Below are 20,643 nucleotides of genomic sequence, written 5' to 3'. Positions count from 1 at the left end.
AACAATCATGAGCACCATCAATCCGCCCGTCGTCTTCACCCAGGACGAGCTCGGCTGGGTCTCGTGGATCGACCCGCTGCCCGAGGCCGAGCTGACCGAACGGCATTTCAATGGCCTCGTCGACCGCGCCCGCGCCAAGTCGGAATATTTCCGCCTGCTCGTGCGCGACCCCGAAGTGCTTGAAGCCCGCACCAAGACCGACAAGGACATCTTCTACAACGTCGCCGACGGCCTGCCGCGCGCCGAGCGCGAGCTCGCCGCCGCCGCGACCTCGCGCTACAACGGCTGCATCTATTGCGCTTCCGTGCATGCGCGCTTCGCCAGCACCTATTCCAAGCGCCGCGAAGATGTGCAGAAGCTGCTCGACGAGGGCGTCAAGGCCGATCTCGGCGAGCGCTGGAATGCCGTGGTCAAGGCGTCCGTGGCATTGGCCGCGACGCCGATCGCTTTCGGTCCCGACAATATCAAGGAGCTGCGGAGCGCCGGCCTTGACGATGCCGAGATCGTCGACGTCATCAACGGCGCCTCGTTCTTCAACTGGGCGAACCGGCTGATGCTGTCGCTCGGAGGGCCCTCGAAATAGGCATTCTCACCGGCACAAGACTTGCTGCTTTGTTTCAACACCTGAGTGGATGGAGCCTTTCATGAGCAACATCGATCGCCGTAGTCTGGTCAAGGGCTCGCTTGCCGCCATGATGGCGGGCGCGGCCTTTTCGCGCGGCGCCTTCGCCCAATCCTCCGAGCCGATCCTGCTCGGTGTCAGCGGCCCCCTGACGGGACCGAATGCGCAATATGGCACGCAGTGGAAGCAGGGTTTTGATCTCGCGCTCGACGAGATCCAGGCGGCCGGCGGCATCAACGGCCGCAAGCTCGCCTACCAGTTCGAGGACAGCCAGAGCGACCCGCGCCAGTCGGTGGCGATCGCCCAGAAGTTCGTCTCCAATCCCGCCATCGTTTTGGAGCTCGGCGACTTCTCCAGCCCGGCTTCGATGGCGGCCTCGCCGATTTACCAGCGTGCGGGCCTCGTGCAGTTCGGCTTCACCAATTCGCATCCTGATTTCACCAAGGGCGGCGACTTCATGTGGAGCACCTCGGTCAGTCAGGCCGACGAGCAGCCGCTGCTGGCGTCCTATGCGGTGAGGCGGCTCGGCCTCAAGAAGCTCGCGGTGCTGCATCTCAACACCGATTGGGGCCGCACCAGCCGCGACTATTTCGTCAACGCCGCCAAGGAATATGGCGCGGAGATCGTGGTCACCGAGGGCTATATCGCGGAGGAGCGCGACTTCCGCTCCACGCTGGTGCGCGTCCGAGATGCCAATCCGGACGGGCTGATCCTGATCTCCTACTATTCCGACGGCGCGCTGATCGCGCGTCAGGCGCGCCAGGTCGGGCTCAAGCAGGTGATCTGCGCCGCAAGCTCGGTCTACTCGCCGAAATTCCTGGAGCTCGGCGGCGAGGCCGTCGAGGACGTTCACGTCGGCACGCGCTACTTCCCGGAAGATCCGCGGCCCGAGGTGCAGAAGTTCATCTCCGGCTTCAAGAAGAAGTACAACGGGCTCGAGCCAGACGCCTTCAACGCCTACGCCTACGACGCCATGAACATGGCGGCTGCGGTGGTGAGGATCGGCGGCACCGATCGCAAGGCGATCCGCGAGGCCTTTACCAAGGTCAAGGACGTGCCGAGCGTCATCTTCGGCACCGCGACGTTCGACGTCGCGACCCGTCGCGTCAAGGGCGCCATGAATGCCGAGCTGGTCGTTCGCAAGGGCCAGTTCGCGCTCTGGGACGGCAAGCCGACCTGATCCGACGGCCGGAGCGGGGGCTCCGGCCGCTTTCCTCTCGACGCGGGGCTCAAGCGTGTCTTCCTGGCTCGACTACACCATCAACGGGCTGATCGTCGGCAATGTCTACGCGCTCGTTGCGGTCGGGCTTGCGCTGATCTTCGGCGTCAGCCGGCTGATCAACTTCGCGCAGGGCTCGATCTATCTGGTCGGCGCCTATATCGGCTGGGTCGCGGTGGTGCAGCTGCATACGCCGCTGCCGCTCACCATCATCGTGGTGGCGGCCGCCGCCGCCATCGTCGGGCTGATCATCGAGCGGTTCGGCCTGCGTCCGCTGCAGAACTCGGTGCGCATCGCACCGCTGCTGGCAACGATCGGCATCAGCTTCGTGCTCGATCAGCTGGTGATGCTGACGTTCTCGCCCAATCCGCGCGCGCTGCCGAGCCAGTTGCCGGATGTTCGCTTCCAGGTCGGCGGCGGCACCATCGGACCTCTTGATCTGCTCATTGCTGGTGTCGGCCTCACCAGTGCGCTGCTGCTGTTCGTGTTCCTGCGCTACTCCAAGCTCGGCTGGGCGGTGCGCGCGGCCTCGCAGGACCGCGATGCGGCCATGCAGATGGGCGTCGACGTCAACCGGGTCAATCAGGCGGTGTTCGGCATTGCCGCCGCGCTCGGCGGCGTCTCCGGCATGCTGGTCGGCATGTATTACAACCAGATCGACACCGCGATGAGCCTGCAGGCGACGCTGAAAGGCGTCGTCGCCGAAGTCGTCGGCGGCGCCGGCAACGTGCCCGGCGCGGTGATCGGGAGCCTGCTGCTCGGCCTGGTCGAGAGCTATGGCGTGGCCGTGTTCGGCACCAGCTATCGCAACCTGTTCGCCTTCCTGCTGCTCGTTGTCGTTCTTGTGCTGCGCCCGAACGGCCTGTTCGCCAGCGCGCGCCAGGCGCCGCCCGAGCCGCTCACCGGCACTTTTATTGCGCCGAGCCGCCCCGTCCGTATTCCGCGCTGGGCTCTTGCGGTCGCCGCCGCGATCTTCGCGATCCTGCCGTTCTTCCCTGTGTCCTTCTACGTGCTCCAGACCCTGATCAATGCCTGGCTGCTCGGCATGCTCGCGCTGAGCCTGACACTGGTCGCGGGCACCATGGGGCAAGTCTCGCTCGGACACGCCGCGCTGCTCGCGATCGGCGCCTATACGTCGGCGCTGCTGTCGCTGACCCTCAACGTCCCCGTGGGCCTTGCCGTGATCGGAGGCGGCCTGATGAGCGCCGCGCTCGGCACGCTGCTGATCTCGCCGTCCTTCCGCCTCCGCGGGCACTACGTCTCGATCGCGACGCTCGCGATCGGCGAGATCGTGTCGCTGGTGATCCTGAACTGGGAAAGCGTGACGCGCGGCCCGATCGGCATCTCCGGCATCCCGCCGCTGTCGCTGTTCGGCTATGACCTGATCAGCCCGTCCTCGATCTACTGGTTCAGCTTCGTGGTGATGGCCGTGCTGGCGCTGCTGCAGGGGCGGTTGCTCACATCGCATCTCGGCCGCAGCTTTCGCGCGATCCGCGACGACGACATCGCCGCGCGCGCCTATGGCCTCAGCCTCAACCGCTACAAGTCGCTCGCCTTCATCTTCGGCGGCTTCGCGGCCGGCGTCAGCGGCGGCATTGCCGCGCATCTCTATTCCTACATCAACCACGAGACCTTCAACACGCAGCAATCCATCCTGGCGCTGACGGTCGTCATCCTCGGCGGCCTCGGCAACGTGGTCGGCGCCATCGTCGGGGCGGTGGCGCTGGTCGGCCTGCCCGAGGTCTTCCGGATCGCGGCGGAGTATCGCATCCTGATCTATGGCATCGTGCTCCTGCTGCTGGTGCGGTTCAGGCCGCAAGGCCTGCTGGGGACGATCTGATGGCGGAGCAGCACACATCTATGCTGTCGCTGCGCGGGCTGACGCGCCGCTTCGGCGGCCTCACCGCCGTCGATGCCATCGACCTCGATCTCGCCAAAGGCGAGCTGATCAGCATCATCGGTCCGAACGGCGCCGGCAAGACCACGCTGTTCAATCTCGTGACCGGGCTCGACCGGCCCGATGCCGGCACTGTCCACTTCGAAGGCCGGGACATCACCGGCCTGTCGCCGGAGCGTCTTGCGGCCGAAGGCATCGCGCGCACGTTCCAGCTCGGCCGCGTCTTCGGCAATCTCAGCGTCATGGACAACGTGTTGATCGGCGCGCACACACGGCTGCGGGCGGTGAAGCCGGCCGTGCCGGTGATCGGCCCGCTGCTGGAGTTGGGCCTCGCGCTGCTGCGTCCCTCCAGCGTCAGGGCCGAGGAGGAGCGGCTGCGCGAGGAGGTGAAAGTCATCCTCGCCCGCTTCGGCGAGCGGCTGCTGCCGCGCATCGGCCAGCCGGCCTATAGCCTGTCCTACGCCAACCGCCGCCGCGTCGAGATCGCGCGCGCGCTCGCGCTCAAGCCGCGCCTCTTGCTGCTCGATGAGCCCACCGCCGGCATGAACCCGACCGAGACGGCGGAGATGCAGGCGCTCGTCGCCGAATTGAAGGCCGAGGGGCTGACCATCCTCCTGATCGAGCACAAGCTGGAGATGGTGATGCGGCTGTCCGACCGTGTCATCGTCATGGACGAGGGCAAGAAGATCGCGGAAGGGCCGGGCGAGGAGGTTCGCACCGATCCCAAGGTGATCGAGGCCTATCTCGGCCACGGACTGTCGGGCACGGCGGAACAGGAGAGTGCGGCATGACGGCGAGCACACCCGAACCGCTGCTGGCGCTGTCCGGCGTCAATACCTTCTACGGCCAGGCCCAGGTGCATTTCGACCTGTCGATCACGGTCGCGCGCGGCCACATCGTCTGCCTGCTCGGCGGCAATGCCAGCGGCAAGTCCACGACGATGAAGATCATTTTGGGCCTGGTGAAGCCGCGTTCCGGCGATGTCACGTTCGACGGCGCCTCGCTGATCGGGCTGACGACGCCGCAGATCGTCCGCCGCGGCATCGCCTCGGTGCCGGAGGCGCGGCGCCTGTTCGCCGACATGAGCGTGCGCGAGAACATTTTGATGGGCGCCTTCGTGCGCAACGACCGCGACGCGGTCGCGCAGGATCTCGAGAGGATGCTGACCCTGTTCCCGAAACTCGGCCAGCGGCTGTCGCAACGCGCAGGCTCGCTCTCCGGCGGCGAGCAGCAGATGGTGGCGATGGCGCGCGCGCTGATGAGCCGTCCCAGGATGATCGTGATGGACGAGCCGACCATGGGCCTGTCGCCGCTCTACGTCGACCGTGTGCTGGAGCTGATCCGCACCATCAACCAGGAGGGCGTGTCGGTGTTCATGGTCGAGCAGAACGCCAGCCTCGCGCTCGAGATCGCGCACGAGGCCTACGTACTTCAGACCGGCAAGATCGTGCTGTCGGGTCCGGCGCGCGCGCTGAAGGACGATCCCAGGGTGCGCGACGCCTATCTCGGTGGTTCTGAGGCCGCCTGACGCAGTGCGCTGACCTCTCCACGTCATGGCCGGGCTTGACCCGGCCATCCACGTCTTGCTTCCCGGCACGCAGAACGTGGATGCCCGGGCATAGGCGAGCGGAAGCGACGCCGTCCTTCGGACGGCTAGGGCATGACGACGTCCATCTCGTATTACGCCGAAGCTGCGCGAGCTGCTGGCTCGGCCGGCGGCTGCTCGTCGCCATTGGGATCGCCCGGCGCGGTCGCCCAGGCCAGCTCCACCAGCGTCACGAACCGGCGGCCGCCGCCGTCGAGCTGGACCACGATCAGGCCCTGCTCCTCCATGTAGCCGAGCAGGCGCTGCGCGCGGCGCAGCGAGTGCGAGCCGTAGGCGCGGGCGATCGCGGCGTCGCCGGGACAGGGCCAGCCTTCCTTAGCGGCCCGCGCGATCATCATGAACACGCCCTGCATGTCGTCGGGCAGGATCGAGGCGCGCAGCGACACCTCCTGCCAGGCGTCGTCATCGGCGAGATCGGTGCCGAGCCCGGCGCGCGCATGCGTCAGCATGCGGCGGAATTCGTTGAGATCGGGCACCGCAGAGCCGAGCCCCTCGATGCGGCAGCGGACCACGAATTCCTGGTACAGCACGCCGATCGCGCGAAAACCGGCGTCGGGCTCGGCGAGCACGGCGCGCAGCGTACGATCGACGCGCTCGCGCCGCTCGGCGAGCTCCTCGGCGCTGACCGGCACCTCGATCGGCTCCGCGCGCACCTCCGGCACCGCGGCCGCCTTGGCGGCGCGGAGCTGCTCGAGCAGGTCCGGCGCCGGCCGGCGCTGCGGGCGGCTGGCGTCCGGCGGCGGCGCGGCCAGGATCACCGCGCGCATCTCTTCCGTCGCCGCCTCCGGCAGCGGCATCAGCCGCGGCGTGGAGTTGCGCGGGGAGGTATCGGTCGGGCCGATGTTCAGGCGCAGCGGACGGCGCGACAGCGCGGGCCCCAGCGCCATGAACTGGCCGCGCTCGAGATCCCGGAACGCTTCGGCCTGCCGCCGCTCCATGCCGAGCAGATCGGCGGCGCGCGCCATGTCGATGTCGAGGAAGGTGCGGCCCATCAGGAAGTTCGAGGCTTCGGCCGCGACATTCTTGGCGAGCTTGGCCAGGCGCTGGGTTGCGATGATGCCGGCAAGGCCGCGCTTGCGGCCGCGGCACATCAGATTGGTCATGGCTCCGAGCGAGAGCTTTCGCGCTTCGTCCGAGACTTCACCGGCGACCGCCGGCGCGAACAGCTGCGCCTCGTCCACCACCACCAGCATCGGGTACCAATGGTCGCGGTCGACGTCGAACATCCCGCCGAGGAAGGCGGCGGCGCGCCGCATCTGGTTCTCGGCGTCGAGGCCCTCGAGATTGAGCACGGTGGAGACCCGATGCAGCCGCGCGCGCTCGCCGGCGACCTGGAGGCCGCGCTCGGTGTGATCCTCGGCGTCGATCACGAGATGGCCGAAGCGCTCGGCCAGCGTGACGAAGTCGCCTTCGGGATCGATGATGGCCTGCTGCACCCAGGGCGCGCTCTGCTCCAGCAGGCGCCGCAGCAGATGCGACTTGCCGGAGCCTGAATTGCCCTGCACCAGGAGACGGGTCGCCAGGAGTTCCTCGAGGTCCATGGCGGCCGCGGCGCCTGCCGTGGTCAGCCCCATCTCGATCGCAACCGTCATGTCCCGACTCAAGCCCTTCCATTCGCGGACAGCGGCTTACCAACCCGGCCGGGGCGCGTCGAGCGCTCCGGCGCGAATCAGGCGGCGTTGCCCACGGCGGCGTTCAGGCGTGACCGGACAACCGTAGAAGTGCGGGCCGGTAGGGGGCCTGCGGATCGTCGTCCTCGTTCGCAGGGATGGCGCACGAGCCGAATTCCTGCCGGATACGCTCGATCTCGGCGATGCGCTCGTGCAGACGCTGCAGGTGCCCCGGTGATCTCGCCCGCCAGAAGGCGAAGGTGTCGGCTGCGAGGGGCAGGAACGCGGTGCCGAACGACGTCGGCTCGGGAACGACGGTGCGCCCGAGCAGCAGGAACCGCTCGGCCCCCGAGACAATCAGGGTCGCATAGCCGCGATTTCCGATCCGCCTGATCCCGTTCAGCGACCATTCGGCGAGCTTGTTGAAGTAGAGCTCCTCGCGCCAGCGATCGGGGCAATCGTCGTCGACCGTGACGTTGACGGCATCCTGGCTGAAATGGACCACGATGCCCGACTTCGCGGGGAACCAGTCGTCGTCGAGATGGCCCTGCAGCCAGGCGCAGACAAAGGACCGGCACATCTGCGGACGGCGCTCGTAGATGGTGCATCCGGTCCCTGTCTGCCAATGCCGGCAGAGCTGGTTCACCGGCTTGTCGACGCCGGCAACCTCGAGGATATCGCAGCAGGCGTTGCACGATCCGCATTCCCGGGCGGGCCGCGCCGTCTTCGGCAGGCCGGTGGCCCGAAAACCCTGGCCGTCGCGGACCAGCAGCTTCTGTTTTTCCAGCGCGGTCAGCGCGCGTTCGATCTTGAGACGGGAGAGGCCGGTGGCGTCGATGACGCCCTTCATCGTCGTCGCGCCCGCCTCGACCGCGCGGACGACGCTCAGCATCGCCTGGTCCATCGCTTCTTCTCTTGTTCTTCTGGAACACCAACGCAGGCATCGCAAATCGATGCCTGAAAAAGCAGTTGAAAAATAACTGATCTGAAAAACGATCTTGCTCACGCCATGGCGCGAGGCAAGGCGAGCTGCCCGCTGCGCGTGCATGCGGCCTTGCGCAAATGAAGGATCACGCAGCGGCGACTGAGGGTGTCCGCATGCAGGACGAGAGCAGAATTCGCCGCGCTTTCGTTGTGTTCACACGGAAACACCACGTTTTTAGCTGCCTTACGCTGCCGCGCGACGAGATCAAGTGCGTTGCTCTCACGCACACGTGATATTGCAGCGGCGCTCAGGAGCTCCGCGACGGCGACACGATCGCGTGATCGGGCAGCGGTGACGTCAGCGCCACACCCGGAACAGTGCCGCGCGAAGCCAGCGGAATCGGCGTTCCGCTCGCTTGCGTCCAATGACGCAGATCAAGGCGCGTGAGCTCGTGATCAGTTAGCTGGGCGCATGAGTTTTCTGGCCTTCCTCACCGCCTCCTGCTTCATGCTGGCCTTGCCCGGTCCGACCAACACCCTGCTCGCGACATCGGGGGCGGGGGTCGGTATCTCGCGCTCGCTGCATTTGCTGGCGGCGGAGCTGTGCGGTTATCTGCTGGCGATCGTCTTGGCGCGGCTGGCGCTCGGTCCGGTCCTGAGCAATATCCCGGTCGCGGCTGTCGCGCTCCGCGGGGCCGTGACCGTCTACATCCTCGGCCTTGCCGTCGTGCTCTGGCGTTTCCGCGCGAACGAGCTGCGCGCCGGCGCGCCCGTGCAGTTCGGGCAGGTGCTGCTCGCCACGCTGCTCAATCCGAAGGCGATGGTGTTTGCCTTCCTGCTGCTGCCGCTGCAGGCTGGACTGTTCGAGCTGTTGCCCTGGTTCGGCGTGATCGCGCTCCTGATCGTCACGGCGGGAGCGAGCTGGGTGACGCTGGGGGCTGCGCTCGGTCGCGGCGCCCGGCGGCTCGGGCGTCCAGACCTGATCACCCGCGCCGGCGCGGTCACGCTCGTCGCCGTGACCGGCCTGATCTGGCTTCAGTCGCTTCTCGGCGCGTGATCGCCGGCGCGCGGTTGGACGCGGCGCGCTACTGCGCGCCGGATCCGCCCTGCACGATCTTCTCGTTCAGCTTCTGATCCACGGTGTCGACCGTGCGATCAATCTCGGGATTGGGCACGCCGAGCTGATGCGAGATCAGCTTCACCAGCAAATCGACGCGCTCGATGAAGGGCGCGCCGCTCGCGACCGCGCGCGCGGCCGATGACGGCTTCAACAGGCTTTCGGCGGCCTTGGCGTATTTCGCGAACGGCACCTGGTCCTGCGGATCGGCGCCGAGGCGGCGGGCGATGGCATCGACATGGTCGTAGATCGTCTGCGAGCGCTTCAGATCGCCGTGCACGGCGTCGCGGATCGACTGCGGATCGTGCGGCGTGATGCAGCGGTAATTGCCTGTGAGCAGCATCGACCATTTCGCCAGCGGCACGAACAGGGAATCGAAAACCTTCAGCTTCACCGGCACGTCATGGCCGTCGAGCGTCACCGCGTCGATGTCGGCCTCCAGCTCGCGCAGCACCTTGTTGTGCTTCTCGTCGGCAAAGGCCGATGCCTTGAAATTGGTGGGCAGCCCGACGTGAAGCACGTTCGCGGCTTCCTCCGGCGGACGGAAGGCCTGCGGATCGGGCGAGCACAGCGTCACAAGGCCCGGCTCGAATCGCTCCCACACCTGGGCATTGGTATAGGCCTCTTCCAGATCCATGTCGGCGAGTGCCGGGATCCGCTTCAGATAGGGCAGCGGCGGCATGTTCATGATCGACAGGCAAGGCAGCTTCGCCGCGGCGATCTTGACCATGAGCACGCGCACGGTGTGGTTGGTGTATTGCGGCTCCTGCATCGCAAGGCCGACCAGATCGTAGCGCTTGAGATCGACGTCGCCCGGCGTCACCGCGTCGAGCTTGCCGGGCAGGTCGCGCGAGAAGATAGCCCGGTGTACCGCCTCGTCGCGCAACTTGATGCGGACCTCTGTACCGTCGCGATTGATGAGCTCGGCGGTCTTGGCACGGCAGACCAGGGTCACATTGTGCCCGGCCATCAGCAGCTTCGTGCCGAGCAGGGAGCCGTAGGAAGCTCCGAGAATCAATATGTTACGTGCCATGCTTCGTCCCTTGGAAATGTCGGTGATTTTTGCGCCCCGGCCGTCGTTCCAGGGCGGGTTGCCGGCATGTAAGGCGAAGTGGCCGAGGATGGCAACTGGGATAATGCATACAAGGGACCACTGGACCGGACCCACCCGTCCGGCCGCCGACGACGGAATTATGACGCCAGGTGTCTGCGCATGGTTGTCCTTGCTCCAAGCAAGCTAATTCGGCGAAGCCCGGAATGTCGTCCGGTTCATCGTGCAGCGATAGACGTCGTCACGCGTTGTGTGCGGCGAACGGAGAATCGTTTTCTCAGTTTTCGCGAACTTCGACAGCTCGCATCGATCGAGCGGCAATCCGTCGCATCGCCCCGCATGATCGTGATTGGCGGCGCGATTCAGTCGGCCATAAGAAAATCGCGATGAGCATCGGGATGGTCGTGCCTGTTCTGTCATCAAACGGCAGCCAAACTTTGGTCATTGATCGCAACAAAAAAATACAACTGCTGGACCGCAAAAATGGCAGAGTGGCGTGGGGCCTTAGACTATGCATCAGCAACGGAGCTGAGACGTGACGATTGAGTTGGAGCCGGCGTGGAATTGATGTTGAAGCCGGTTCGTCGGGGCGACATGCCGCTTCGGTCCATGCCTTCGCTGTCGCGAAGTGAAAAAGGAATCATCATCGGATGGGGGCCCGACGCGGACTTCATCTGCACACGTCAGCCCGGCGGATTCGATCAAGTATGCTTGCGGCCGCATCGAGCTGACGTGCACGGCGCTGCGCTGGACAATCGCTGACAGCGCCGTTCGGGGAATAAAATGGAAGGTGATCATTGGCCTCACGGCTCCTGCGATGGCGCCGGTGGAAGTCTGGTACGCTTGCGGAAACGCGCGTCCGAATTCTTCGAGAGCCTGTCCGTCGCGGAGCTTGCGCGTGAGACGCACAGGCAGCTGTGGCTTTCGGACTGGTTGAGGGTCGCGGAAGACTATTGGACCTCGGCCGAGTTCGCGCGTGCAAGTGGTTCCGACCGGATTGCGCGCGAAGCCTGGATGTGTTCGCTGACGGCATTCGAAGTGGCGCGAACCCTGTCCTGCCCGGGAGATCTCGCGGCCAGCGACCTCGCGGACAAGGTCGGCCTCAGCCTCAGAAGCTTCTCGGACGAGGCCGATCCGGCGATCGAGCGCGTGGAGATCGACGGCTTCGATGGTGCTGCGCTGACCGGCTACTTCCTGCCGGCACTCCGTGGCGGCCCATCCGCCTCCACGGTCATCTGTATCGCCGACGAGAACATCCCGCTGGCCTCGATGATGAGCAGGCTTCTGCCCGCCTCGCTGCGCCGGAAGATGTCGCTCCTGCTCGTCGATGCCGAGCATTCGCCTGCGCCCCGCCTGTTGAAGCCGCAACATATTATCCAGTGCTGGATGGACTATCTGGACGCTCGTCCGGATGTCGACTCGCAGCGGATCGCGATCTACGGCGAGGGGACGGGCGCCCGTCATGCCTCCCGCCTTGCGCTCCTCGATCGCAGGATAGCCGCCGCCGTGTGCGACGGCGGTCTGGTGACGTCGGTGATGCGCCGGGCTTCGGTTCGCTGGATGACCGGCGTCGGGCAGTCCGTCCACGACGCAAGCCCGGCCGATTCGTCGATGCCGCCGCGCCGGATCGCCTGTCCGCTTCTCGTCGTCGTTGGCGATCGCTCGATGGTGCGGGAACAAGAGGCGCTGGAGCTGCAAGCCGGTTATCGGCGGGCCGGAGCGGATTGCTCGGTCGTCGTGCCGAACCGCATCGCGTACCCCAGGGGCGAAGTCGACAACTTCATCGCGGTGGATGATTTCATCGTCGAATGGCTCGACGGCAAGCTCGGGGCCGGCCATCGGCTCGATCCCGTAACCTATCTCTAGGAAGCACGGTCGGAGATCGGGCCGGAACGCATCACGAAGCGCACCGGCGCTTCTTCATCATCGGTCGCGCCTGGGTTGTGTCAGGAAGGGCTTGCGGATCACGACACGTCGATAGCCAGCAGTCGCGCGGCGAGCCGGGCATTCTTGGCAATCGTCGCGAGCGCGGCATTCAGGTCGGCCAGGGTCTTCTCGTCAAGCTCGTTGAACATGGTCGAATTGAGCGCGAGCCTTCTTTTGGAGAGCTTCTCGATTTCCGTCGTCGCCTTTTCCGTCAGCGACATCAGAACGAAACGGGCATCGTCGGCTGCCGGCCGTCGCGACAGGAATCCGGCCTTCTCGAGAGCCTTGGTCTGGTTGGTCACGAAGGCCGGGTGAATCCGCAGCTTGTTCGCGATGTCGATTCCGGCGACGCCGCGGCCTTCGTCCAGCTCCGTGATGGCCATCAGGATCAGCCACTGCGGCTCGGTGATGCCCAGCAGTGCGGCCCAACTGGTGTGGATGTCCTCGAGCTGGGAGTGAATCTCGACGACGTTCCAGATGAAGTCCGTAATCGCTCTGTCGAGTCGCTTCTCGCTCATGGGGTCCCGGAATCAGCAAGCAAGGGAAAATCAGGCAGATGCGTCAAAACAGCTCTTGTATCGAGATATCTTGCGTGTGTCTCGCGGATAGCGCGCTGAAGTTGCAGGCCGATCGCGCGCCGATATCGCGTCGGTGAAACCACCCGAGTGAATAATGCTTGCAAAAATCAATTAATTGAGTTACGTCTCATCCCACTCAAAGTTTGCGGCTATTGATCAAATCGACAGCCAGTAATGTGAGACCTCCAAGAAAGCCCTCGGGATGCCCCCTGAGGGCTTTTTCTTTTTGATTACAACAGCTCTCTGGCCGTCAAATCAGGCTGTTGCTTGCAGGCAACATGTTCCGTCGAAACGGGCCCTTCATCAAATCAATGAATTGAGACGATTGTTTTTATAAACTATACGTGAAGCACGACGGAGGGGGGGCACCTCGCTGTCGTTTCAGTCCGGACCTTCAGTGCGGACCTGAATTGAACGGAAATTGATGTGGGTAACGCGGCCTCCAGCGAGGAGCCGAGCCCCCTGAACCGACCACCTGGAGGTTTACTAATGAAGTTTACGAAGACGCTTCTTCTCGGATCGGCAGCCGGCCTGATGGCCGCTACCGGTGCGTTCGCTGCCGACCTTCCCGTGAAGGCCAAGGCGGTCGAATACGTGAAGATCTGCTCGCTGTACGGCGCCGGCTTCTACTACATCCCGGGCACCGACACCTGCATCAAGCTCGGTGGTTACCTCCGCGCCGAAGTCGCGCTGGGCACCAACAGCTCCTACGGCGCTGCCAACGGCTCCCCGGCCGGTGCGCACAACCGCCTGAGCAACTACTACACCATGCGCGCTCGTGAAGACCTCAATATCGACACGCGCACCGCGACCGAGTACGGCGTCGTCCGTACCTTCTTCGACGGCGTGTTCACCTGGACCACCGGCGGCTACCAGGGTTCGGGCTCCGCGACCGGCTCCACCGTCTACACCGGCAACCTCGGCCTCAACACCTCCGGCGCAACGCCGGCGCTCGTTGGTTCGTCGATCAACGGCACCGACGGCAACACCTCGGCCGGTTCGCTCGGCGTGTACTACGCCTTCATCCAGTTCGCCGGCTTCACCATGGGTAAGGCCGTGTCGCAGTTCGACGCGCCCTGGACCAACTATCCCGGCAACAACTTCGACGGTCTCGTCGGCGGCTCCGGCACGGTCACTGGCGTCACCCAGTTCACCTACACCGCTGACTTCGGTCAGGGCGTGACGGCGGCGTTCTCGGCGGAAGACGCGACGGCCTACTATCAGGCCGGCAACGTCAACCTGACTGGCGCGACCGCGACCAGCATGATCGGCGGCACCTACGGCTCCAACGCCATCGGCGGCAGCCGTTCGCCGAACCTCGTCGGTATGGTCCGCGTCGACCAGGCCTGGGGTCTGTTCCAGGCGTCGATCGCCGCGCACGACAACCACGTTGCCTATTACGGTGCGACCGAGAACACCGGTCACCCCGACGACAAGTGGGGCTGGGCGGTTCAGCTCGCTCTGTCGATCAAGAACATCCCGACCGGCGCGGGTGACGTGATCAACGTGTCGGCCGTCTACACCGACGGTGCGACCCGCTACAACTTCCAGAACCTGGCGGGCAGCTCGTACTCGATGTTCGGCAGCTCCGGCGTTGCCTACCAGAGCGTTGGCTTCGCCTATGCTCCGGACACCGTGTTCATCACGGGCTCTTCGCAGGAAACCGTCAAGACCTGGGGCTTCCGCGGCGCGTACACCCACAACTGGGATCCGTACTGGAACACCGCGCTCTACGGTGCCTACGCTCAGGCGCAGTACGGCTCGCTGGCCAAGACCGCTCTCTGCGGCGCCGGCGGTGCTGGCGGCGTCTTCGGCGGCCTGGCTGGCGTCACGGGTTGTAACCCTGACTTCGCGGTCGGCCAGATCGGCCTGATCACCCGCTGGACTCCGGTCAAGAACCTGACGTTCTCGGGCGACCTGAACTGGACCCATCTCGACCAGAAGTACTCGGGCACTGTCGGCTACGCCGGTGCCGGTACGACGGCCAAGCCGGCCGCTCTGTACGAGCTGAAGGACCAGGACAGCATCACCCTGCTGCTCCGCGCCCAGCGCAACTGGTAATTTCGGTCGAAAGATTGAAGCGAACACCCGGCGGGCAACCGCCGGGTGTTTTTTTGTTCGCGCGGATGGCGGCAGGACTGCTGTCCCGTAGTGTGCGTTTCGTAGCCCGGGTGAGCGCAGCGATACCCGGGACGTCGCTCGCGAGGATCCCGGATGTCGCTGCGCTCATCCGGGCTACGGGACCGGCCTGTTTCGTATCGCTGTCAATCCGCTCCGCCAAAAATATTCCGCTTTACCGAAATTCGGATTTGTCGTACGTCTCGCCCATCCCGGCTCATCCTTGAGGGGCGATCATGTGATCGTCATTGTCGCGAGCCGGGCTTGCGGTGGACGCGGCAGCGTCGGGCGCGAAGGCCTGAGGGCAGGGCGGATTGCTCTCCGTGAGCCCTCGGTATCGCGTAGACGAACGGCGCTGACAGGTTCGTCTCGCCAAGGGGTCGGCGGCAACGTGCACAACGTCGACGAATCCCGCGGCGAACATGGCGGACCGCGCGTACGGCAAAACCGTGTGGTCCTGGCCGTCGTTGCTACGGCCAAGCTCTTGCGGAGGCGGCGATCGCGTCAACCGGCGCGGCGCTGGCGACTTTCGCTGGGGTGAGGGAGGCCAGAAGGAATTCGGCTCCCGGGAGAGCACGGCATAAGCCGTCCGACCATCGCGCAGGGAAGGCCGAGTGATTGGCACCACCTGTATGCTGCTGTGCGGTTCCTTTGCGCTACATCTTCGCGCAGCGGACCGCGGGTGCGAGGTCAGCACCCGGCCTTCCCTGCGCCCTCTTGGCTCAAGAGGGTGGAGTGACCAGGCAAAGCTCGGGCGAATTGCGCCGCGAGGCTGCGGAGGTGTGTCCGCGAGTTCGCAGGATGGTAGAGCACTTGCGAAACCCATCATGCTCCGGCGAAGCGGATGCGTGATGGGTTTCGCTTCGCTCTACCCATCCTACGAGTGGGTGTCGGAGAACTGCAGTGTTATCTCACACTCCGTCATTGCGAGCGCAGCGAAGCAATCCAGAATCCCTCCGCGGAAAGACTCTGGATTGCTTCGCTGCGCTCGCAATGACGATGGGAAGCGGCTTGCCACAAACTCGGGCATCGCAGGGTGGGCAAAGCGAAGCGTGCCCACGATCATGCGTATCATTACGGCACGTGGGCACGGCGCTCCGCGCCTTTGCCCACCCTACGGCACCGCGGCTGGCTGCTTCCGCCTTCGCCAGAGGCTGCGGCGGACAAGTCGCAATGATGAGCCGGAAGAGTGTCGGTCACTCGCTGTTCTCGGGCCCCGGACGCAGCGCCCCGGCGATGCGTTGCGGAGTGCAGTGCCGCTATTTCCCGATGATATCAGTGAGTCGCGCATGGCCGCGGATCTCTCCGCAGGCCTTGCCGAATTTTCCCGCCCGGAGGCGGGACACGCCTCAGCCTTGGCTCGCCACGCGCGCGCGGTCGAGATGCTCCTCGATCTTGGGGCGGTCGCGGGTGCGCTCGAAACTGGTGCAGAGCAGCTCGGTCTCCTCGAGCGAAACAGGGGCGCGATACAACCGGCACATGAACTCGGCGGTTGTGCGCCCCTTTGCGGCGGCCGGGCCGATGCCCGGGCCGCGCTCGGCCAGAAACATGCAGTCGCGGCAGATGCTGGCGTCGAGACGCTGATGCGCAGCGTCGAGGTGATTGAGAATCTCCCGCAGCGAGTCGCGCAAGCGAATGCACTCGTCGGTGCCGAGCGACGTGACCGCGTTCACCACGTGGTTGATCGGATCGTGCTGACTGAGACACTTCTCGCCTTGCGCGGTGACGTGAAGCACCACCGAACGCTTGTCCTCATGCGACGGCTTGCGCACGAGAAAGGACTTGCCCTCCAGCGTTTTCACGATCTGCGATGCAGTCGCCCTGGTGGCGCCGATGAAGCCGGCGAGCGCGGACGGTGTGCGCGAAAACCTGTTGGCGCGGCCGAGGAAACGCAGCGCCATCCATTCCCGGTCGCGCAATCCATGCTGATTGCCTTCGAAATACCAAGCCCGCGCCGCCTGAACCAGCAGCTCGACGGCCTCTCTTGCCAACGGCATGGATTCCTACCTCGCCCCGGGAATGTCGTGTGTCGCGGCCCGAAGCCGCTCTTCGCCATGACGCACGAATTTGCCGCAAGAAGCCTGGCGACCGGCGATGTGCGATGCGCACGTCGTGTCGGGCTCTTGTGCGAAGGCCTGCACTGCTGCTCGTCCGGTTTGGACCGAAGGGCGCCACGAAGTCCGGCGCCAGAGACTATGCCGCTGATGGTATGCCAACCGCGACGCCGTCGAACGCAAGCCCGAGTTGCCGTCACAGCCGGACGATGGATCGGAATTGTTCAACCGAAGCCCCTGAAGTTCAAGTCACACGCAGACGTTTCTTATCTTCCGCCCGAAACGATGAATGAGCTTCTCAACAAAATCAAGTAGAGAGGCTCTCGCTGACTGGGTGTCGTTGCAGACGAATGTAACGTTCAAGACAATCTCGCTCTTACGGACACATGATAGTGAACGCAATACGTTGTCCTGCAACAGCATGCGCGCAACTATACGACGGTTTGATTGCACGACATGTTGTTGTCCGTTGGTGATGCAAATTGATCGATGCTTGTGCACGACCGGGACACTACGCATCGACGAGTCATCCACAACTTGTGGGTTTTACGGGGAAATAGCCTGAGGGAACCCGCAGGAATTACACGTGGCGGTTGTTGTGGGCGCGATTCGGAGAATCGGGGATTCGACCGCCACCCGCCCGGTCATGCTCATCCGAACGGTTGAGGTGCCTCGCGCGCGGAAGCGATGGCCGTCGTTCGCGCGCATGCCGCGGCGCCGCGGCGGCACGTAGTGACCGGCTGTCGAAATAATGAGCAAGGCCGCATCATGGGCGATGCGCGCCCATCTCGGCCGGCCCACGCATGATCCGTAAAAATACGCTGCGGTTCGCCGGAAAGATCGCGCGCAAACAACGCTCTAGTGCGAGCCGGCGATCCCGCGGGATCGCCGCGCGCTTTACTCGCCCTTGAGCATGTCCCGCAGTTCGCGGAAGGGGTCGGCGCTCGGCGGCGCCGAAGCGTCCTGCCGCATCGCGCTGTAGATCCGCGGCACCATGTCGACCGCCTGGTCGAGGCCCGAATCGCGCCCCGCCTGGTATCCGCCCATCAGGCGCAGGTCGCGCGTGTCCTCGTATTTGGCGATCATGGTGCGCAGCTTGCTCACCAATTCGCGCTCTTCGGGGTCCCAGACATTGTGGGCGAGGCGGGAGACCGAGGCCAGTACGTCCACGGCCGGATAGCGCGCCTGGTCGGCGATATGCCTGGAGAGCACGATGTGGCCGTCGAGCGTGCTGCGGATGGTGTCGGCGATCGGCTCGTTATGATCGTCGCCGTCGACCAGCACGGAGAAAATGCCGGTGATCGTGCCAGATCCCTCTTCGCCCGGGCCGGCGCGCTCGAGAAGGCGCGGCAGGTCGGTGAATACCGTCGGCGCGTAGCCGCGCGCCACGGCGGGCTCGCCGGCGGCGAGTGCGACCTCGCGGGCGGCGTGGGCAAAGCGGGTGATCGAATCGACCATCAGCAGGACCGATTCGCCCCGATCGCGGAAATATTCGGCAACTGCCATGGCCGTCTTCGGCGCCAGCCGCCGCATCATCGGGCTCTCATCGCCCGTCGACACGATGGTGATCGCGCGGCTGCGGTTTTGACCGAGGACGTCCTCGATGAATTCGCGCACCTCACGGCCGCGCTCGCCGACCAGGGCCAGCACGACGGTGTCAAAGCCCTGGCTGCGGGCCAGCATGGCGAGCAGCGTCGATTTGCCGACGCCGGAGCCGGCAAAGATGCCGACGCGCTGGCCGGCGCAGATCGGGGAAAACAGGTCGATGACGCGCACGCCGGTGCGCAGCGGCTTGTGGACGCGCGCCCGCTTCATGGCCGACGGTGCTTCGGCTTCCGCCGAGACGGCGCGCGATCCCGGCGTGAGCGGACCCTGTCCGTCCAACGGGGCGCCGAGCGCGTTGATGACGCGGCCCTTCCAGCTTGGATCGGGCGCGAAGGACAATGGCGGCATCCGGTAGGCGACGGAGCCGAGGCCGCCGCCGAACTGCCGGTCGAACGGCTTGGCGATGATGCCGTCGCTGTCGATCCGCACCACTTCGCCGATCTGGGGCTTGCCGCCGGAATTGACCCCAATCAGCTCACCCAGTCTGACGAAACGCGACAGGCCGGAGACACGAAAATGCGTCGGCGCGATCTCGGAGATCGCGCCGCTGACGCTGGCCAGGGGAGTGCTCTGCTGAAGGTCCAGCAGCGCCCACTCGAGTTGCCGAAGAGCGTTCAAGGAAACCGTCCACCCTCATTGCGCACGTGGCGCACTTGACTTGTTAGTCTATTTGCCCGGCTCGCCCAGAGTCCGGATCGCGTTCTGCAGCGAGTTCTCGGTGCCCTCGATCATCGAATTGGTGCCGTCGAAGGCGCGCGAGGCCGCCATCAGCTTGGTCAATTCCATCATCGGATTGGCGCCGGAGCCCTCGACATAGCCCTGCTTGAAGCCGTCGCGGGAGAAGTCGGCGATGGCGGTCGCGGGCCGGTCCGGCGTGACGCCGGAATTGCCGTAGCGCTCGAGATTGGCATCGGCAGGAATGTTGAACAGGCCGATGGTGCCGATCTCGTTGTTGTCCTGGGTGATCGCGCCGCTGCGCGAGATCGAGACCGGTCCGCCGTTCGGGTCCAGCGTGATCTGCGCGCCGCCGGCATCGACGACGGGGAAGCCGGACACGGTCTGAAGATCGCCATTGGCGGCGATCTGGAGCCGGCCGTCACGCGTATAGACCGTGCCGTTCGGGCCGGCGAAGGCGAGCCAGCCCTGACCGACCACGGCGACGTCGAGCGGGTTGCCGCTCTCGGTGATGTTGCCCTGCTCGCGCGAGATGATGTTGTCGCCGGGCGAGGAGAACGCGACCGGGTTCGCGCCGGCCTTGGAGAGCACGGTCTCGAACTTCACGACGTCGGTGCGGAAAGCGGCCGTGTTGACGTTGGCGACGTTGTTGGCGATCGTCTGGAGGCGCTTTTCGAGAGCGACCTGCGCCGACAGGCCGACATAGAGAGCCGATTGCATGACTTACCTGTTGAACTTGATGTTCTGAAGCGTCGTGAGCATGTTGGTGTCCAGGCTGATCGACGACGCGGCGCCGGCGATCAGGACCAGCGCCGGATTGGTCGAATTGTCGCTCTGGGCCTGGGTCGCGTCCCACATCGCGGCGAAGCGCTGCACGAATTTGGTGACCTTGGTGGGGTCCTGGAAATCGGTGAGATCGATCTTGTCCGTGATCATCTTGGCCTGGACGTCGATGTCGGACGAGCTGATGGTCGCCGGCCAGCCCATGGCGGTCTGCACCACCTGCGTCATCGCCTTGTCGGCGAGGATCTGGTAGGCGTTGGCAACCGTGGAGGCCTTGCGGGTGAAATAGAGCGCCAGCCGCAGGCCCTCGTTCTGGTCGCCGGCCTTCTCCTCCATCGTCTGCGTGACGTACTGGGTCGCCGTGCCGGTCGTGGCTGCGGTGGTCTGGGTCGCCTGGTCGCCGAGGGCGGCGAAGTTGAAGGCGGTGGCGAACTGCCGGTAGCGGGTGTCGGTGAGCTTGTTGGCGAAGGCGGCGCTGTCCGAGACGCCCTCGGTCAGCACCTTGCGCATGAACGCCTTGGCGTAGGTCATGTCGCTGAGGCCGTAGGCCTTCATCGCGTAGCTGTAGAGGCGGTAGTCCTTCAGGAAGTCGTCGATCGTCTTCACATTGCCGATGTGGCTGAGAAAATAATCGGTCTCGCGGCTGACGTCCGGCTCCTGCGCGACCTGGGTCATCGACTTGCCAAGGTCCGTGGTCAGTCTGGTGTAGTCCGCGATGGTGGATAGCATGGCACGCGCCCCTGTGGCCGCTATTGCGACTTTTGCTCAAGCTGCCGCGTATTGCTTGCGCGGGGCTGACGGTGCGGGAAGCCAGCTTCGCGCAAGGCTCGCCGACTAAATATTTCCGGTGGGATCGGC

The 20,643-nt window shown here is 65.1% G+C and carries 16 protein-coding genes; 8 read left to right on the top strand and 8 right to left on the bottom strand.

Annotated elements, in window-relative coordinates; genetic code table 11:
• Positions 1-7 precede the first annotated feature (7 nt).
• From A7X65_RS25065 to A7X65_RS25045, 5 genes are all read left to right on the top strand, one after another.
• Positions 8-583 (top strand): alkylhydroperoxidase domain protein, encoded by a 576-nt coding sequence (locus A7X65_RS25065; protein WP_063690108.1) that lies wholly within the window; start codon positions 8-10, stop codon positions 581-583.
• A 61-nt stretch (positions 584-644) separates the two neighbouring features.
• On the top strand, positions 645-1,802 hold the full coding sequence (locus A7X65_RS25060; RefSeq protein WP_063690795.1) for an ABC transporter substrate-binding protein: 1,158 nt from the start codon (positions 645-647) through the stop codon (positions 1,800-1,802).
• 55 nt (positions 1,803-1,857) lie between these two features.
• Entirely contained in the window at positions 1,858-3,681 is a 1,824-nt protein-coding gene (locus A7X65_RS25055; protein ID WP_063690105.1) for an ABC transporter permease, read from the top strand.
• Complete coding sequence (locus A7X65_RS25050) at positions 3,681-4,529, top strand: ABC transporter ATP-binding protein (RefSeq protein ID WP_063690102.1); 849 nt, start codon at positions 3,681-3,683, stop codon at positions 4,527-4,529. Before A7X65_RS25055 ends, A7X65_RS25050 begins: the two co-directional genes overlap by 1 nt.
• Positions 4,526-5,266, top strand: coding sequence for an ABC transporter ATP-binding protein (locus tag A7X65_RS25045; protein WP_063690099.1), 741 nt, complete (start codon positions 4,526-4,528; stop codon positions 5,264-5,266). The genes A7X65_RS25050 and A7X65_RS25045 overlap by 4 nt, the downstream gene beginning before the upstream one ends.
• Positions 5,267-5,418: 152 nt before the next feature.
• Here the strand turns inward: A7X65_RS25045 and A7X65_RS25040 are convergent, their stop codons facing one another.
• Both A7X65_RS25040 and A7X65_RS25035 read right to left on the bottom strand, forming a co-directional pair.
• A complete protein-coding gene (locus A7X65_RS25040; RefSeq protein WP_063690096.1) occupies positions 5,419-6,936 on the bottom strand; it encodes a helicase HerA domain-containing protein in 1,518 nt (505 codons plus the stop codon).
• Positions 6,937-7,039: 103 nt separating this feature from the next.
• Positions 7,040-7,858 (bottom strand): CxxCxxCC domain-containing protein, encoded by an 819-nt coding sequence (locus tag A7X65_RS25035; RefSeq protein ID WP_063690093.1) that lies wholly within the window; start codon positions 7,856-7,858, stop codon positions 7,040-7,042.
• Positions 7,859-8,350: 492 nt separating this feature from the next.
• Between A7X65_RS25035 and A7X65_RS25030 the strand changes: the two genes are divergently transcribed.
• Complete coding sequence (locus tag A7X65_RS25030; RefSeq protein WP_063690090.1) at positions 8,351-8,935, top strand: LysE family translocator; 585 nt, start codon at positions 8,351-8,353, stop codon at positions 8,933-8,935.
• Positions 8,936-8,963: 28 nt separating this feature from the next.
• Here the strand turns inward: A7X65_RS25030 and A7X65_RS25025 are convergent, their stop codons facing one another.
• A complete protein-coding gene (locus tag A7X65_RS25025; RefSeq protein ID WP_063690088.1) occupies positions 8,964-10,028 on the bottom strand; it encodes a ketopantoate reductase family protein in 1,065 nt (354 codons plus the stop codon).
• A gap of 861 nt (positions 10,029-10,889) precedes the next feature.
• On the opposite strand from A7X65_RS25025, the gene A7X65_RS25020 reads away from it, so the two are divergent.
• Complete coding sequence (locus tag A7X65_RS25020) at positions 10,890-11,912, top strand: alpha/beta hydrolase family protein (RefSeq protein ID WP_347336389.1); 1,023 nt, start codon at positions 10,890-10,892, stop codon at positions 11,910-11,912.
• Between the two features lie 98 nt (positions 11,913-12,010).
• Here the strand turns inward: A7X65_RS25020 and A7X65_RS25015 are convergent, their stop codons facing one another.
• Positions 12,011-12,490, bottom strand: a complete 480-nt coding sequence (locus A7X65_RS25015; RefSeq protein ID WP_063690080.1) for a MarR family winged helix-turn-helix transcriptional regulator — start codon at positions 12,488-12,490, stop codon at positions 12,011-12,013.
• Between the two features lie 549 nt (positions 12,491-13,039).
• On the opposite strand from A7X65_RS25015, the gene A7X65_RS25010 reads away from it, so the two are divergent.
• Positions 13,040-14,611 carry a porin gene (locus tag A7X65_RS25010; RefSeq protein ID WP_063690077.1) on the top strand — a complete coding sequence of 524 codons (1,572 nt, stop codon included), beginning with the start codon at positions 13,040-13,042 and terminating at the stop codon, positions 14,609-14,611.
• Positions 14,612-16,017: 1,406 nt separating this feature from the next.
• On the opposite strand, the gene A7X65_RS25005 is transcribed toward A7X65_RS25010, so the two are convergent.
• The 4 genes from A7X65_RS25005 to A7X65_RS24990 all read right to left on the bottom strand — a co-directional run bounded on the left by A7X65_RS25005 (position 16,018) and on the right by A7X65_RS24990 (position 20,514).
• The gene (locus A7X65_RS25005; protein WP_063690074.1) at positions 16,018-16,665 is read right to left on the bottom strand and encodes a MarR family winged helix-turn-helix transcriptional regulator; all 648 of its coding nucleotides are present in this window, start codon (positions 16,663-16,665) and stop codon (positions 16,018-16,020) included.
• A gap of 954 nt (positions 16,666-17,619) precedes the next feature.
• Complete coding sequence (fliI, locus tag A7X65_RS25000; RefSeq protein ID WP_063690071.1) at positions 17,620-18,945, bottom strand: flagellar protein export ATPase FliI; 1,326 nt, start codon at positions 18,943-18,945, stop codon at positions 17,620-17,622.
• A 48-nt stretch (positions 18,946-18,993) separates the two neighbouring features.
• On the bottom strand, positions 18,994-19,722 hold the full coding sequence (flgF, locus tag A7X65_RS24995) for a flagellar basal-body rod protein FlgF (RefSeq protein WP_063690068.1): 729 nt from the start codon (positions 19,720-19,722) through the stop codon (positions 18,994-18,996).
• Positions 19,723-19,725: 3 nt separating this feature from the next.
• Positions 19,726-20,514 (bottom strand): DUF1217 domain-containing protein, encoded by a 789-nt coding sequence (locus A7X65_RS24990; protein ID WP_063690065.1) that lies wholly within the window; start codon positions 20,512-20,514, stop codon positions 19,726-19,728.
• Positions 20,515-20,643 lie beyond the last annotated feature (129 nt).

It is taken from the genome of Bradyrhizobium stylosanthis, from assembly GCF_001641335.1.
In the GTDB taxonomy this organism is placed as follows: Bacteria; Pseudomonadota; Alphaproteobacteria; order Rhizobiales; family Xanthobacteraceae; genus Bradyrhizobium; species Bradyrhizobium stylosanthis.
Note: the sequence above shows the minus strand (reverse complement) of the source record. Positions and strands in the feature narration are given on the sequence as shown.